12 protein-coding genes and 4 pseudogenes are annotated in these 14339 nt (G+C 64.6%); 11 read left to right on the top strand and 5 right to left on the bottom strand.

Going from position 1 to position 14339, the window contains the following annotated elements; translation table 11 throughout:
* The first annotated feature begins 4 nt into the window (after positions 1 to 4).
* Positions 5 to 1168, top strand: a complete 1164-nt coding sequence (gene hypD / locus RMET_RS06460; protein ID WP_011516049.1) for a hydrogenase formation protein HypD — start codon at positions 5 to 7, stop codon at positions 1166 to 1168.
* On the top strand, positions 1165 to 2277 hold the full coding sequence (gene hypE / locus RMET_RS06455; protein ID WP_011516048.1) for a hydrogenase expression/formation protein HypE: 1113 nt from the start codon (positions 1165 to 1167) through the stop codon (positions 2275 to 2277). Before hypD ends, hypE begins: the two co-directional genes overlap by 4 nt.
* Before the next feature lie 215 nt (positions 2278 to 2492).
* On the opposite strand, the pseudogene RMET_RS32075 reads toward hypE, so the two are convergent.
* Positions 2493 to 3452 (bottom strand): annotated as a pseudogene (locus RMET_RS32075) (IS481 family transposase); the annotation flags it as partial.
* Between the two features lie 80 nt (positions 3453 to 3532).
* Between RMET_RS32075 and RMET_RS06450 the strand changes: the two are divergent.
* Positions 3533 to 3835 (top strand): annotated as a pseudogene (locus RMET_RS06450) (integrase core domain-containing protein); the annotation flags it as partial.
* Here the strand turns inward: RMET_RS06450 and RMET_RS33415 are convergent.
* The gene (locus RMET_RS33415) at positions 3827 to 4207 is read right to left on the bottom strand and encodes a transposase (protein ID WP_049799683.1); all 381 of its coding nucleotides are present in this window, start codon (positions 4205 to 4207) and stop codon (positions 3827 to 3829) included. The pseudogene RMET_RS06450 and the gene RMET_RS33415 overlap by 9 nt on opposite strands.
* Positions 4208 to 4231: 24 nt before the next feature.
* On the opposite strand from RMET_RS33415, the gene RMET_RS33410 reads away from it, so the two are divergent.
* The 4 genes and pseudogenes from RMET_RS33410 to tnpC all read left to right on the top strand — a co-directional run.
* Positions 4232 to 4483, top strand: a complete 252-nt coding sequence (locus tag RMET_RS33410; RefSeq protein ID WP_011516046.1) for an ATP-binding cassette domain-containing protein — start codon at positions 4232 to 4234, stop codon at positions 4481 to 4483.
* Positions 4484 to 4533: 50 nt separating this feature from the next.
* Positions 4534 to 4851, top strand: a complete 318-nt coding sequence (gene tnpA, locus RMET_RS06435) for an IS66 family insertion sequence element accessory protein TnpA (protein WP_029309997.1) — start codon at positions 4534 to 4536, stop codon at positions 4849 to 4851.
* 32 nt (positions 4852 to 4883) lie between these two features.
* Positions 4884 to 5210: an IS66 family insertion sequence element accessory protein TnpB gene (gene tnpB / locus RMET_RS06430; protein WP_198162176.1), complete on the top strand. Its 327-nt coding sequence runs from the start codon at positions 4884 to 4886 to the stop codon at positions 5208 to 5210.
* A gap of 85 nt (positions 5211 to 5295) precedes the next feature.
* A pseudogene (gene tnpC / locus RMET_RS34105) lies at positions 5296 to 6708 on the top strand (IS66 family transposase); the annotation flags it as partial.
* A 108-nt stretch (positions 6709 to 6816) separates the two neighbouring features.
* On the opposite strand, the gene RMET_RS32070 reads toward tnpC, so the two are convergent.
* The 3 genes from RMET_RS32070 to RMET_RS06410 are packed head-to-tail and all read right to left on the bottom strand — an operon-like array spanning position 6817 to position 9985.
* A complete protein-coding gene (locus RMET_RS32070) occupies positions 6817 to 7812 on the bottom strand; it encodes a tyrosine-type recombinase/integrase (protein ID WP_011516043.1) in 996 nt (331 codons plus the stop codon).
* Complete coding sequence (locus tag RMET_RS06415; protein ID WP_011516042.1) at positions 7809 to 8756, bottom strand: tyrosine-type recombinase/integrase; 948 nt, start codon at positions 8754 to 8756, stop codon at positions 7809 to 7811. The genes RMET_RS32070 and RMET_RS06415 overlap by 4 nt, the downstream gene beginning before the upstream one ends.
* Positions 8753 to 9985 carry a site-specific integrase gene (locus RMET_RS06410; RefSeq protein ID WP_011516041.1) on the bottom strand — a complete coding sequence of 411 codons (1233 nt, stop codon included), beginning with the start codon at positions 9983 to 9985 and terminating at the stop codon, positions 8753 to 8755. Before RMET_RS06410 ends, RMET_RS06415 begins: the two co-directional genes overlap by 4 nt.
* A gap of 124 nt (positions 9986 to 10109) precedes the next feature.
* Here RMET_RS06410 and RMET_RS06405 point away from each other — a divergent pair.
* From RMET_RS06405 to RMET_RS06390, 4 genes and pseudogenes are all read left to right on the top strand, one after another.
* A pseudogene (locus tag RMET_RS06405) lies at positions 10110 to 10370 on the top strand (transposase domain-containing protein); the annotation flags it as partial.
* Positions 10371 to 10502: 132 nt separating this feature from the next.
* Positions 10503 to 11672, top strand: coding sequence for an ABC transporter permease (locus RMET_RS06400; protein ID WP_011516040.1), 1170 nt, complete (start codon positions 10503 to 10505; stop codon positions 11670 to 11672).
* 4 nt (positions 11673 to 11676) lie between these two features.
* The gene (locus RMET_RS06395; protein WP_011516039.1) at positions 11677 to 12795 is read left to right on the top strand and encodes an ABC transporter permease; all 1119 of its coding nucleotides are present in this window, start codon (positions 11677 to 11679) and stop codon (positions 12793 to 12795) included.
* A complete protein-coding gene (locus tag RMET_RS06390) occupies positions 12792 to 14330 on the top strand; it encodes an efflux transporter outer membrane subunit (RefSeq protein ID WP_011516038.1) in 1539 nt (512 codons plus the stop codon). Before RMET_RS06395 ends, RMET_RS06390 begins: the two co-directional genes overlap by 4 nt.
* Positions 14331 to 14339: the final 9 nt, after the last annotated feature.

The following is a 14339-nucleotide window of genomic DNA, read 5'->3' as shown; positions in this document are numbered from 1 at the left end:
AGCCATGAAATTCATCGACGAGTTCCGCGATGGCGAACTGGCCAAACAGATCGGCGAACGCATCCATGCCGAGGCACGCAGCGACCGCGCCTACAGCTTCATGGAGTTCTGCGGCGGCCACACCCACGCCATCAGCCGCTACGGCGTGCTCGAGCTGCTGCCGTCCAACGTGCGCATGGTCCACGGCCCGGGCTGCCCGGTCTGCGTGCTGCCCATCGGCCGCATCGATCTGGCGATCCGCCTGGCGCTGGAGCGCGACGCCATCGTCTGCACCTACGGCGACACCATGCGCGTGCCGGCCAGCGACAGCCTTTCATTGATGAAGGCCAAGGCGCGCGGCGGCGACATCCGCATGGTCTATTCGGCCGCCGACGCGCTGGCCATCGCGCGTGCGAACCCGCAGCGCGAGGTCGTGTTCTTCGCCATCGGCTTCGAGACCACCACGCCACCCACGGCACTGGCCATCCGCGATGCGCAGCGCGAGGGCCTGAGCAACTTCAGCGTGCTGTGCTGCCACGTGCTCACGCCCTCGGCCATCACCCACATCCTCGAATCGCCCGAGGTGCGCCAGTTCGGCACGGTGCCCATCGACGGCTTCGTCGGCCCCGCCCACGTGAGCATCGTGATCGGCAGCCAGCCCTACGAACACTTCGCCGAGGAGTACCGCAAGCCGGTGGTGATTGCGGGCTTCGAGCCGCTGGACGTGATGCAGGCCATCCTGATGCTGGTGCGCCAGGTCAACCGCGGCGCCGCCCATGTCGAGAACGAGTTCACCCGCGCCGTCACGCCCGAGGGCAACCTGCGCGCCCAGGCCCTGGTGTCCGAGGTGTTCGAGTTGCGGCCCAGCTTCGAGTGGCGTGGCCTGGGCGAGGTGCCCTACAGCGCGCTCAAGATCCGCGAGGCCTTCGCGGCCTTCGACGCCGAGCGCCGCTTCGACCTGGCCTACCAGTCGGTGCCCGACAACAAGGCCTGCGAGTGCGGTGCCATCCTGCGCGGCGTGAAACGGCCGACGGACTGCAAGATCTTTGGCACCGTCTGCACACCCGAGAACCCGGTCGGCTCCTGCATGGTGTCCAGCGAAGGCGCCTGCGCCGCGCACTACACCTATGGCCGCTTCCGCGACATCCCCATCGTCGCCGCCACCGCCACCGAGGAGGTCACCCCATGAGAACCGAACACCACCAGGCCGGCGCTGGCGAGGCCCCCGCCCCCAAGCCCGTGAAGAAAAACTACATCCGCCCGCTCGACATCAAACACGGCCGCATCGACATGGGCCACGGCGCGGGCGGCAAGGCCGCGGCGCAGCTGATCGAGGAGCTGTTCCTGGCCGCCTTCGACAACGAATTCCTGCGCCAGGGCGACGACGGCGCGGTGCTGGCGCTGCCGGCCTTCGACCCGGCCGAGGGGCGGCTGGTGATGGCGACCGACGGCCATGTGATCTCGCCGCTGTTCTTCCCCGGTGGCGACATCGGCTGCCTGTCGGTGCACGGCACGGTCAACGACGTGGCCATGTCGGGCGCGCGGCCGCTGTACCTGAGCGCCAGCTTCATCATCGAAGAGGGCTTCCCGCTGGTCGACCTGCAGCGCATCGTGCAGAGCATGGCCGCGGCAGCGCGCGAGGCCGGCGTGCCAGTGGTCACCGGCGACACCAAGGTGGTGGAGCAGGGCAAGGGCGACGGCGTGTTCATCAGCACCACCGGCGTCGGCGTGCTGCCGCCGGGCGTGTCCATCAGCGGCCGCAACGCCCGGCCGGGCGACGTGGTGCTGGTCTCGGGCAGCATCGGCGACCACGGCGTGGCCGTGCTCTCGCAGCGCGAGTCGCTGGCCTTCGAGACCACGATCGAAAGCGACACCGCTGCGCTGCACACCCTGGTGGCCGCCATGCTCGCGGCCGCGCCGGGCGCGGTGCGCGTGCTGCGCGACCCGACGCGCGGTGGCCTGGCGACCACGCTCAACGAGGTCGCGCGCCAGTCGGGCGTGGGCATGCTGCTGCAGGAGGCCGCCATCCCGGTCAAGCCGCAGGTGGACGCCGCCTGCGAGCTGCTGGGCCTGGACCCGCTCTACGTGGCCAACGAGGGCAAGCTGATCGCAGTGGTCGCGCCCGAGGCGGCCGAGGCCGTGCTGGCCGCCATGCGCGCCCACCCGCTGGGGCAGGACGCGGCCCGCATCGGCGAGGTCACCACCGACCCGCACCACTTCGTGCAGATGGCCACGCGCTTCGGCGGGCGGCGGGTGGTGGACTGGCTGAGTGGGGAGCAGCTGCCGAGGATTTGTTGACACCCCCCTGCGCCGCTGCGCGGCTTCCCCCCGCTCTGGCGCGCCTTCGGCGCTGGGCAGGGGGACGGCACCTGAGGCCCGGCGGAGCCGGTTCCTCGGTGCCCCTCGAAGGGGCACCTCGCTCTGGGCGGGGTCTGATGAAAACAAGAGACGAGGAGACGTGTGATGTCGAGTCTGGTGTTTCGCAAGACCGAAAGCGGCAAGGCCGAGATCGTGTCGTGTCCCGGCTGATTGGTAACACGTCTGTTGAACAGTTCGGGGTGTGATCGCTGCCATTGTTTCATGGCCTGGATGGGGCTGACATGCCCCAAGGCTTTCTGTGGCAGTTGGTGATTGTACAGCCAGACATACCGCAGGATGGTGGCCTCAAGTTCTTCGCCGGAATGGAAGTGATGGGTGCGCAGGATGTCGGCGATGCGCCCGTTGAAGCGTTCAACCATGCCGTTGGTCTGCGGGTGTTTTGGGCGGGTCAGGCGATGCTCAATGCCTAGCTCCTCGCAGAGCTGATCGAACTGATGCCTGCCGGTCGGCGTACGCTCTCCCCGTGTGATGAAGCGATCCGTGAATTCCTTGCCGTTGTCGGTCAGGATCGTTCGGATACGGAAGGCAGCGGCCTTGTGCAATTCCTTCAGGAAGCGCCGGGCGTTGGTAGCGCTCTTGCTGGCATAGACACGCACGAACACCCAGCGGGTGGCGCGATCAATGGCCACAAACAGGTAACGCCGCGTGGTTTCGTCCGCCATCTGCGGCAGGTACTTCACATCGATGTGGACGAAGCCGGGCTCGTAGGCCTTGAACGGCTTGGTCCTGGGGCGATCCACGCTCAATGCCTCGCGCGCCGACACTCCATGGCGTTTGAGCATGCGGTGCAAGGCAGCGCGTGAGACGGTCGGATGGATGAACTCGCGTACGACTGCCAGCAGGTCATCCAGCGAAAGGCCCAGGCTTTTACGCAAGACGAGCACGATGGACTCCTGGGCCGGCGTCAGCGTGGTTTGCAGTCGATGAGGGGTATGGGAGGCGTCATGAACCGATGCACGCTTCTTCCAGCGAGCGATGGTGGAGACACTCACGCCAAAGCGCTGGGCCAGAACCCTCATGGGCTCCTTGCTGACCTGGATCTCGGCGCGGATCCTGGGTGTCGTGGTGGCGTTCTTGTGCAGCCTCAGATGCATCGTTTCAGCTCCAGCATGACCTCTCGGGCCAAGAGTAAACCACGGCGTGAACCAATTAACCAATCATCAGGGACACGACAATTAGGACAGACAACGGCAAGGAATTTTGCGGTCGAGCGATGCTGACCTGGGCGCATGAGCGGGGCGTGAAACTGTTTCTAATCGAGCCAGGCAAGCCGAACCAAAATGCCTATATCGAATCGTTCAATGGGCGCTTTCGGGATGAATGCCTGAACGAACACTGGTTCACCAGCCTGTCGCATGCCAAGGTCGTGATCGAAGCATGGCGGCGGGAATATAACGAGGAGCGACCGAAGAAATCACTGGGCGGATTAACGCCCGCATCCTACGCCAAAAGACTGAGCGAAAAAGCGTTACATTAACCCCCGGACTCTAACGGCTGGTGCTACTGAAGACGGGGGGACGTCGAGTACGTCGCCTTCAGCATCCATGGCCAGATGCATCATGCGCCATGGCGTACGCTCAGCTTTCTTGCCGTATTTCTTTTCGTACCATGCGCCGGCATGAGAAAAGCGCAAGCCCGTGCTGTCCACTATCACCGTCACCGGCTCGCCTTCATTGAGGCGCTCAGCCGCGCGCACGCACTTCCTGCGCACCGTGATGTCCAGCGAAGCAAACAGGTCCGACAGATGGCCAAAGCTGGGTACGGGCAGCTCGACGCCACGCCCGCGCCAATAGTCGTGCATGAAGCCCGCGAATTCCCGCAAACCCATCCGGTACATGCGATACAGCATAAACAGCAAGTTTGAGATAGCCCCTTGATTCACCGGACACGGTCTCTGTTTCTGGATGAACCCACTTCAGGGGTAGATCCCATCACCCGGCGCGAATTCTGGACCCACATCAACGGACTGGCCCGCAAGGGCGTGACCATCATGGTCACCACCCACTTCATGGACGAGGCCGAATACTGCGATCGCGTGGCCATGCTGTCGCGTGCGCAACTGATTGCGCTGGATACGCCCGACGCGCTCAGTATGAGCTCCATTAACCGCATCCTATTTGCCTAGAGGGAAGTCGTGCACAGTTGACTGGGTGATGATTGAAAACGGAGTCGAGGATGTCGGAAGCGGTAGCGCAGTGGGCGGGCCACTTGGAGGCGATCGAGGCCGAGGGTATCAGCGCGCAAGCGTATGCGCGGCGTGAGGGTGTGTCAGCGGCATCGCTGTACTACTGGCGCCGGCGACTGAAGTCGAGGCAGCCATCAGCGGCGATCGAGGCTGCGCCGCGGCTGGTGTCGGTCCATCTGGGCGAGACGCCCGAGCCAGTGCGCTGCACGTTGCTGGTGGCGCCCGGGGTGCGGTTGGAGCTGATGCAACTGCCCTCGGCGGCGTGGCTGGCGCAGCTCGCCGCGGCGGTGGCCCGGCAGGTGCGCTGATGCACCCGGGCAGCCGCCTCGGATCGGTGTACTTGTGCCGTGAACCGGTGGACTTCAGGAAGTCGATCGGCGGACTGTCGGCGCTGGTCGAACAGGACCTGGGTATGAGTCCGTTCGGCGATGCATTGTTCGTGTTCGTCAACCGCCAGCGCGACAAGATCAAGGCGTTGTACTGGCACCGCAACGGCTTCTGTCTTTGGTACAAGCGGCTCGAGCGCCAACGGTTTGCGTGGCCGGCACTGGCCCCGGGACAGCGCACGTGCACGCTGAACTTGCAGGAATTGGAGTGGCTGCTCGAAGGGTTCGACCTATGGTCGCACCAGCCGCATAAAACCTTGCACTACGAGGCCGTGACGTAGCGGTTCTTGATAAAATGCGGGCATGCCTGTTGCCACTCATCGACCCGACCAACGTGATGCGCACCGTGCGTCCGATCCGGGCGAACCGGCGGCGCTGCCCAACGAGGTCGGCGCGCTCAAGGCGATCGTGCAAGCGCAGCAGCAGACCATCATCACGCTGCAGCGCGAAGCCCAGATCGGCCTGGAGCAGGCGATCGAAGCGCGCATCCAGCGGGAGGTGGCCATCCGCGTGGAGGCCGAACTCGCGCAGCGCGTGCAGGCGATCTACGAACAATTGCTGTTGTCGCGGCGCCGGATGTTCGGACCGAGCAGTGAGGCACACGCGGGCCAGTCGCGCTTGTTCGATGAGGCCGAGGTACTGGCCGCCGAGACGACCGAAGCCGATGATGCCGCCGTGATCCCGCCTGTCGCGTCACCGCAGGCGCCGGATAATGTGCCGACCCGCTGCAGTTCAGTGGCACGCGGCAAGCGCTCGCCGCTGCCGGCCGAGTTGCCGCGCCTGGACATCGTTCACGACGTGCCCGAAGCCGAGCGTATCTGCGCCTGCGGCACGCCGATGGTGGTGATCGGCGAACAGATCAGCGAGCAGTTGGACATCGTGCCGATGCAGATCCGGGTGCTGCGCCACATCAGGAAGCGCTATGCATGCCCGGGCGGTGACCAGGCTCCCATCACCGCACCGGTCCCGGCGCAGGTCCTGCCCAAGAGCAATGCCAGCAACGATCTGCTGGTGATGCTGTTGATCATGAAGTACGTCGACGGCCTGCCGCTGGCGCGCTTGGAGCACATCCTGGCGCGCGCGGGCGTGCGCGTACCGCGCCAGACGCTGGCGCGCTGGGTGATCGGTGCAGCCCGAGTACTGCAGCCCTTGCACAACCTGATGCGCGATATGATGCTGGACTCGCCGGTGATCCACCTGGACGAGACGGTGGTGCAGGTGTTGAAGGAGCCGGACAAGGCGGCCACATCCAACAGCTACATGTGGGTGCAGACGGGTGGCCCACCCGGCAGGCCGGTGGTGCTGTACGACTACGATGCGAGCCGCTCGGGGCAAGTGCCGGTGCGTCTGCTCGAAGGCTGGCGCGGGTACCTGATGACCGATGGCTACGACGGCTACAACGCGGTGGCGCGCACCGAGGGCATCGAGCACCTGGCGTGCATGGCGCATGCGCGGCGCGGCTTCGTCGAAGCGGCCAAGGTGCAGCCCAAGGGTAAGCGCGGACGGGCGGACCAGGCGATCGAGCAGATCGGGCAGTTGTACCGGATCGAGCGCGAGTTCAAGGAAGCGACCGACGCGCAGCGGTATGCGGCGCGCCAGGCGCGCAGCCTGCCGGTGCTGCGGGCGTTGCGCCAATGGCTGGACAAGGCGTTGCCGGTGGTGGCGCCGCAGACGGCGTTGGGCCGTGCGCTGGCGTACCTGGACAAGTACTGGAGCCGGCTGTGCCGCTATACCGAACGCGGCGATCTGCCCATCGACAACAACATCGCTCATGCCGCTAGCGGCATGAACCCAATTATGCCGACTCCCCGATTATGCCGCGTCATGCATCCACGGACACAACGGTTGGCGGATCTCTGTTCCCGGTCGCTCCGGTTGTCGGCATTATCAGAGGGCCTCCAGGAAGGCGAGCAACGGATCTGGAGGTTTGTAGCGTGTCGGTGCAACACCACTCGCCGTCGCGTGCGCGAGCGCGCGTTCCTTGAGCTGCATGTCGGCGTGCAAATAGATCTGAGTAGTCTCGGAGGACTCGTGCCCGAGCCAGAGTGCGATCACGGTCAGGTCGACGCCGTGATGCATCAGGCTCATCGCGGCCGTGTGTCGAAGCGTATGAGGCGTTATTGATTTCTTCTTCAGCGAGGGGCACGAGAGGCGCGCGGTTTCGGCGTTGCGCGACACGAGTTGCTGAAGAGCATCGGCACTGAGATGACCGCCGCGCGAACTGGGGAAGACCGGATCGCCTGGCTCGCCTGGTTGATACAGCAGCCACTGTTTCAGGACGGCAACTACATCCGGTCGCAGCGGAGTGCATCTCATCTTTCTGCCTTTGCCGAGGCAACGAACGTGGGCGCCTGTGCCGAGCGCCACATCCTGGCGCCGGAGTGCGGTCAATTCGCTATTGCGCAGACCCGTTTGAACCGCTACAAGAAGCAGCGTTCGGTCGCGGTTGCCGATCCAGTTTCGTACGTCAGGCGCCCCTACCAGAGCGGCGGCCTCGCTCTCGGTCAGAAACTCAACCGGGCCGTGCTCGCAGCGTTTGGATGGGATTGCAAGAATGCGCTGACACAGCAGAAACAACGCAGGCTCGCTGACCGCGACGAACCGGAAGAAGGCATGCACGGCGGCAAGCCGCGTGTTGCGTGTGCGCACCGAATTGCCTCTGCCGTGTTCGAGGTGCTGCAGGAATTCCTCGATCAACGACACGTCGAAGTCCTCGATTCGCAGCTTTGACGGCGCGCGCCCTATATGCTTCGTGGCGAACGCCAGCAACAGCCGGAACGTGTCACGGTAACTTGCCACCGTATGCGAACTCAGACCTTGCTGCTCGAGCAGGCGCTGGGTGAAGAAGCGCTGAACGAGGGCTGGGAGACTGGCGGCGCTCACGTCCGTTCTCCCGGACAGTCCTTGTCGAGATAGGCTGCCGCGAGTTCCAGCAACTCAGGAACCGATTCGATATACCAGTACGTAAGGCCGATGTTGACATGCCCGAGGTAGGCGGCAAGTTTCGGCAATTCCCGACTTACGTCCAGACCGGCGCGATACCATTCGACCAGTCTTCCAGTCGCGAAGCTATGCCGGAAGTCCTGCAGGCGCGGGCCGTAACCATCGCGCCCGCCCTCTGTCGCCGATCGCAGACCAACAGCGCGCGACATTCTGACGAACATGCTTCGTGCAGTGCCTGCCTTCAGTCGCTTGCCGTGCTCACTAACCAGGAACGCTTCGCTCAATCGTACAGGACAGAGTTGATCGCGTTTCCGGGCATAGTGTTCGAGCGCCACCCGGGAAGACTCTGCTACTGGAACAAAGCGGGATTTGCCGAACTTCGATTCCCGAATGGAGAGTATCCCGCTGACGAGGTCAACGTCGGACCGGTCGAGCCGGAGCGCCTCGCCTGGCCTGAGGCCCGTCGCTACAAGAAGCCCTATGAGCGTCGAATAGGTCAGTGCTCGGATGCCAGTTCGGGATCGCAGTTGAGAGGCGCGGGTCATAAGCCGATCAATTTCCTGCTCAGTGTAAATATGCGGGGCGTTGCGCCGTCTGCGGGCACTCAGGAGTCCTGCTGGAGGAATCTGGTTTCGACTGTCAATCACGTTCATCCATCTGGCAAATCCTCTCACTTGAGAGAGGCGCCGCCCCCACGTAGCGCGTTCGACGAGTTCGGGCGTCGTCGCCCAGCGCAGAGCCAGATCGGTTGTAATGAACTCGGCGCCTTCGCGTTCCAGCAGATCAACGAAATGACCGAGTGCCAACGCAGGCTCATAGAATGACGCCCCGAGAGCACGGCGGACTGCCACGTACTGGGCGAGAGACTCGTGGATCGCAGTCATATTGCACCTCCTGCCGTGGGCCACGAACGCGCGACACCGCGCAGGTCCTCAAACGCGACCTTTGCGTAGATCGCGGTACTGTCGGGTGAGCGGTGCCGCAAGACCTCGGCGATTTCTGCCATCGAGGCCCCGTGGCGAATCATCGTCGTCGCCAGACCGTGACGGAACAGATGTGCAGCGCCCCTGCACGCGGGGCGGAAACCAACACGTGCGAAGGCCTGACAAACAATCTTGCCAATCGCCGCCGGGCCCGCCAAACCAACTCGAGGCGCCAATCTGCGAAGGAAGACGCGACGCGATGCACTCGCTCCGCGACCATCGCGGAGATATGTTGCGATTGCTGCTCCAACCTCCGATGAGAGCGGCACGTGCTCGACCATTTGCCCCTTGCCATGAACGACGAGTTCCCCCGAACGCCAGTGAATGTCGTCGAGCTCGATCTCGATGATTTCTCCGGCACGTAAGCCGAGCCTCGCCAACAACAGCAGGATTGCATAGTCACGGAGCCCAGTCGGAGTCGACCGGTCTGCAGATGCAATGAGAGCTTCTTGCTGCTCAGGCGTGAGGAACGTCGGCACAGTCGACTGTCGCCACTTACGAACCGAGGGCACTGACCCAGCCAGGTCTCGGGCCGTATCGCCACGCAGAAAGAGGAAATGGCAGAACGAGCGAAGCGCAACTGCCATCAGCCGCGTGTATTCCGCCGATCGGCCTTTGCTGCGGGCAAGAAGATGATTCCGGATCGTTACCGCGTCAAATGCATCTGGCAATAAACTTCCGTCGCCGGCCGAGTGACTGTCGAGAAAGTCGCGAATGAACGGGCCGTAGACGAGCAGAGAGTTCTTCGCGAGTCCACGATCCTGCCTCAGATAGTCCAAGTATCGGCGATAAGTGTGCGCGATCGCGGACTGGCTGCCTAATGTCGGCGAACACACAATGGCTTCCGCGCGCAGATAGGCGAGAAACTGCCGCAATGTGGGACGAGCACGCTGGACGCGGTCTCGTGATGCGTCGATCATGCGCTTCATAAAACGAGCCGTGACAGACTCATCGAGGTCAATCAGGTCGATGTTCCTGTGCTTCATCCACCCAGAGAACGCACACAGGACTCTTCGTTTCTTGCGAAGCGATACCTCGGAGTAGTGAGCCGTCCGTAGACGATCAAGAAATGCATCGATGTGATGGGCCGGTAGCCCGCCGGATTCGCTGACTGTGCGTGTCGCATTCATCTGATCTCTCCTGGCCAGCGCGATAGCCAGCCTGAGAAATCATAGATTTATGCCGACACAGCGATCATGAAAGGACAGACCCACCGCCACGTGCATGCATGACGCGGCATAATCGGGGAGTCGGCATAACCGATGCGAGAATGCCATCCGTCCCTTCGTCGTTGGAAGACGAGCCTGGTTGTTCAGCGATACGCCGGCAGGCGCGCAGGCCAGCGCGTTGATTTACTCGCTGGTGGAGACGGCCAAGGCCAATGGCCTGGAACCATACACGTGGCTGCGCCGCGTGCTGCGGCAGTTGCCGACGGCGCGCACTGCCGAGGATTACGAAGCCTTGTTGCCTTGGAATATGCATCTCACGGATTTAGCCACCGAAACCGGCAGTTGAATATCCTGGCCTTCGTGGATCGCTTACCGCGCTCAAGCGTTCGGCGATCAGCCCAGAACGGCCCGACCCGACGATGGAGGACGCCTTCATTCACCTGGTGGAGTCGGCGGACCGCGAGATGGAGGCCACCATATGAACGGCGCCACAATGCACAAAGACGGGAGTGGCCCCCTGCAGACCGACTTGCGCCGTTTTGATCTGCGGCGCTTGATGGCACTGGTGACCAAGGAAAGCTACCAGGCGCTGCGCGACCCCTCGACGCTGCTGATCGCGTTCGTGCTGCCGGTGGTGTTGGTGCTGCTGTTCGCCTATGCGGTGTCGCTGGATGCGAAGGATGTCCGTGTCGGCGTGGTCCTGGAGTCGCCCGGCGCATCGGCACAGTCGCTGGCCGCAGCGTTTTCGGGCACCCGCTTCCTGAATACGCGCTTCGCCCATGACCGGCGCGAAGTGGCCGACCAGCTGGTCTCCGGCGACCTGCGCGGCTACGTGGTGATTCCGCAGGATTTCGAGCAGCGTCTGGCCCAGCGTGGCAGCGAGCCGCTGGTGCAGATCGTCACCGATGGCTCCTACCCCAATACCGCCAACTACGTCGAAAACTACGCCCGCGGCGTGGTCCAGTCCTGGCGCGCTGGGCTGGATGTCGCGGCGCCCGCACAGGCCGTCATGCTGGAACCGCGCTACTGGTTCAACCCCGAGTTGGAAAGCCGCCGCGCACTGATTCCCGGCGCCATCGCCATCGTCATGACCATCATCGGCACCATGCTGACTGCACTGGTGGTGGCGCGTGAATGGGAGCGCGGCACCATGGAGGCGGTGCTGTCCACGCCGGCCTCGGTGGCCGAAATCCTGATCGGCAAGCTGCTGCCGTACTTCGTGCTCGGCATGCTGTCCACGCTGGGTGCGGCGGTGCTGGCGGTGTTCGTGTTCGGCGTGCCGATGCGGGGCTCGCTGGCGGCGCTGCTGCTCCTGTCGGCGGTGTTCATGGTGCCGGCGCTGGGTCAGGGCCTGCTGATTTCCTCCTTGGCACGCAACCAGTTCCTGGCCGCGCAGATCGCGCTGTTCACGGGTTTTCTGCCGGCTTTCATGCTGTCGGGCTTTCTGTATGAGATCGAGGCGATGCCCGCGCCAATCCGAGCCATCACCCGGCTGGTTCCGGCGCGTTACTTCGTCGATTCGCTGAAGACGGTGTTCCTGGCCGGCGACATCTGGGCGGTGTTCCTGCCCAACCTGGCGGCCATGGCGGCGATCGGGGTGCTGTTCTTCGTGATCGCCAAGCGCGCCACGCGCAAGAACCTGGAGTAAGGCCGTGTTGAGCTCCGCATTTTCATTCACCCGCCTGCGCGCCCAGTTCATCAAGGAAGTGCTCAGCGTCCTGCGCGACCCGCGCAGCCGCATGGTGGTGTTCGTGCCGCCGATCCTGCAGTTGCTGGTGTTCGCCTTTGCCGCGACGCTGGAAGTGCGCAACGTCGATATCGCCGTCTACGACCAGGATGCGGGGCGCTGGTCGCACGAGCTGGTACAGCGCCTGGACAGTGCCCGCTTCATCACCCACATCCGGCATGTCGACAGCCAGCAGCAGCTGCACGAGCTGATCGACCGTGGCGAGGTGATCGCCGCGCTCGCCATCCCGGTGGATTTCTCGCGCTCCATCGCCGCCGGCGAAAGTGGCCGCGCGCAGGTACTGGTCGATGGCCGGCGCAGCAACTCCGGGCAGATCACCGTGGCCTATCTGTCCACCATCGCCGCCGATGTCGGCGCCGAGGTCGTGCCCGACGCCCAGGCACCAACGCCCGTGGTCGTGCGCCACTGGTTCAACCCGAATCTGGTCTACCGCTGGTTCATCGTGCCCGGGCTGACGGGCATCCTGGCGCTGTTCAGCGCGCTGCTCATCACCTCGCTGTCGATTGCACGCGAACGTGAACTCGGCACCTTCGACCAGTTGCTGGTGTCGCCCACCTCGACGCCCGAAATCATCATTTCAAAGTCACTGCCGGCACTCGCAATTGGCACCGCGCTGGGCCTGTTCATGATCAGCGCGGGCGTATTCCTGTTCGGCATCCCGTTTACGGGCTCGTTTGCGCTCCTGCTCGCCAGTCTGGTGCTGTTCATCCTGTCGGTGGTCGGCATCGGTCTGATGATTTCCGCGGTCAGCATGACGCAGCAGCAGGCCATCCTGGGGGCGTTCGCCATCGGCGTGCCGGCGGTGCTGATGTCCGGCTTTGCGACGCCTGTGGAAAACATGCCCGTCGTCCTGCAATGGCTGGCCCAGGCCATTCCGCTGACCCACTTCCTCATCATCGTCGAAGGCAGCTTTCTCAAGGCCATGCCGCCCGGTGACATTCTCGCCAGCCTGTGGCCGCTGGCGGTCATCGCCCTGGCCACGCTGACGATGGCCACCGTATTCGTCCGAGGACGCCTGCAATGAAATCCAAGCCCCGCACTCCCTTTCTTCGCGCAACCGTCACCGGCCTGACCCCTGGGCGCGCGCGTCCGCTCGCGCTGGCCCTGTCCTGCGTGCTGCTGACTGCCTGCGCAAGCGTGGGCCCCGACTACCGCGAGCCGCCGCCGGTCGACGTCGGCAGCGGCTGGAGCTTGCCGTTGGCAAGCGAATCCCAGTCCGCAGACTTGAGCCAATGGTGGTCTGCACTGGACGATCCCATCCTCGATCGCCTGATGGCCACGGCGCTGGCACAGAACCTGGATCTGCGCCAGGCTGCGGCACGCATCGATGAGGCACGCGCCCTGCGCGATCGTGTGGCCGGCGAGGCATTGCCCACCGCCGCCGCTGGCGCGAGCGTCAACCGGCGCCGTCAAAGCGAGAACGGCCCCTTGCCCGTAGGCTCGATCCCCGGCCTTGACGCCACGCAGACCATCTACGACGCGGGCTTCGACGCGGCCTGGGAGGCCGACTTGTTCGGGGCCAAGCGGCGCGCCCTGGAAGGCGCCAACGCCCGCCTGCAGGCGACCGAAGCCGAGGCACAGGGCATACGCATGCGCATCGTGGCCGAGGTCGCGCGCACCTGGTTCACCGCCGTCGGCGCCCGCTACGAGTTGCACGCACAACAGGCCACGCTGGATACGCTGCAGCAGACTTGGGAATTGGTGCGCCTTCGGCATGCGCTGGGCGACGCGTCGACCGCCGACGTGGAGGCGGCGTACGCCCAATGGACAGCAGTCAACGCGCTCATCCCGGATATCCAGGCGCGCCAGCGCGCCGCGGTACTCAGCCTGGGCGTGCTGCTGGGCGCACCGCCGGAGCGGGAGCTGGCACTGCTGGATGGCCCCTTGACGCCGAGCACGCTGCGGGCGCTGCCGGTGGGCGAGCGTGCCGACATGCTGCGCCGGCGCCCTGACGTACTGGCTGCGGAACGTCGCCTGGCGGCGAGTTCTGCCGACATCGGCGTGGCCACGGCCGAGTTGTTCCCCAAACTCTCCATTGGTGTCGGCGGCGGGTTCCAAGCGCTCAGTACGGGCGATTGGTTCGATGCATCCAGTTCGCGTTTTTCCATCCTGCCGCTGATTTCCTGGCGCCTGTTCGACGGCGGCCGCGTGCGCGCCGAGATTCGGGCGCGCGAGGCGGGGCAGCGGCAGGCCGCGCTGGCCTACGAGCAGGCCGTGCTGGCGGCGCTGGGCGACGCCGAACGCGCGCTGGGCGACTACCACGGCGGGCTGGACACACTGGAACGCCGTGGCATGGCACTGGATGCCGCGCGCACAAGCTACGGCCACGCCAAGGCGCGCTACGCGGCGGGCGACATTGCACTGGTCGAACTGCTGGCCGCCCAGCGAAGCCTGCACGAGGCCGAAACCGCAGCGGCACGCGCGCATACCAACGCCGCCGTGCAATTGGTGGCGCTGTACAAGGCCCTTGGTGGCGGCTGGGACGTATCCACGGCGGCATCCAGCGCAACCCATCTGCTGCGGGGCACTGCCGCCCCCGTCGCGTTTTCAAGCCGCTGATTCAACACA

Source organism: Cupriavidus metallidurans CH34 (assembly GCF_000196015.1).
Taxonomy (GTDB): domain Bacteria; phylum Pseudomonadota; class Gammaproteobacteria; order Burkholderiales; family Burkholderiaceae; genus Cupriavidus; species Cupriavidus metallidurans.
The sequence above is the reverse complement of the archived record's forward strand: the minus strand, read 5'-3'. Positions and strand labels throughout refer to the sequence as shown.

What these genes read in the sequence shown, in the direction of transcription:
- hypD (WP_011516049.1), top strand. Translation starts at nt 5, where the DNA reads ATGAAATTCATCGACGAGTTCCGCGATGGCGAACTGGCCAAACAGATC.
- hypE (WP_011516048.1), top strand. Translation starts at nt 1,165, where the DNA reads ATGAGAACCGAACACCACCAGGCCGGCGCTGGCGAGGCCCCCGCCCCC.
- RMET_RS33415 (WP_049799683.1), bottom strand. Translation starts at nt 4,207, where the DNA reads ATGCTGTATCGCATGTACCGGATGGGTTTGCGGGAATTCGCGGGCTTC.
- tnpA (WP_029309997.1), top strand. Translation starts at nt 4,534, where the DNA reads ATGTCGGAAGCGGTAGCGCAGTGGGCGGGCCACTTGGAGGCGATCGAG.
- RMET_RS06415 (WP_011516042.1), bottom strand. Translation starts at nt 8,756, where the DNA reads ATGACTGCGATCCACGAGTCTCTCGCCCAGTACGTGGCAGTCCGCCGT.
- RMET_RS06410 (WP_011516041.1), bottom strand. Translation starts at nt 9,985, where the DNA reads ATGAATGCGACACGCACAGTCAGCGAATCCGGCGGGCTACCGGCCCAT.
- RMET_RS06400 (WP_011516040.1), top strand. Translation starts at nt 10,503, where the DNA reads ATGAACGGCGCCACAATGCACAAAGACGGGAGTGGCCCCCTGCAGACC.
- RMET_RS06390 (WP_011516038.1), top strand. Translation starts at nt 12,792, where the DNA reads ATGAAATCCAAGCCCCGCACTCCCTTTCTTCGCGCAACCGTCACCGGC.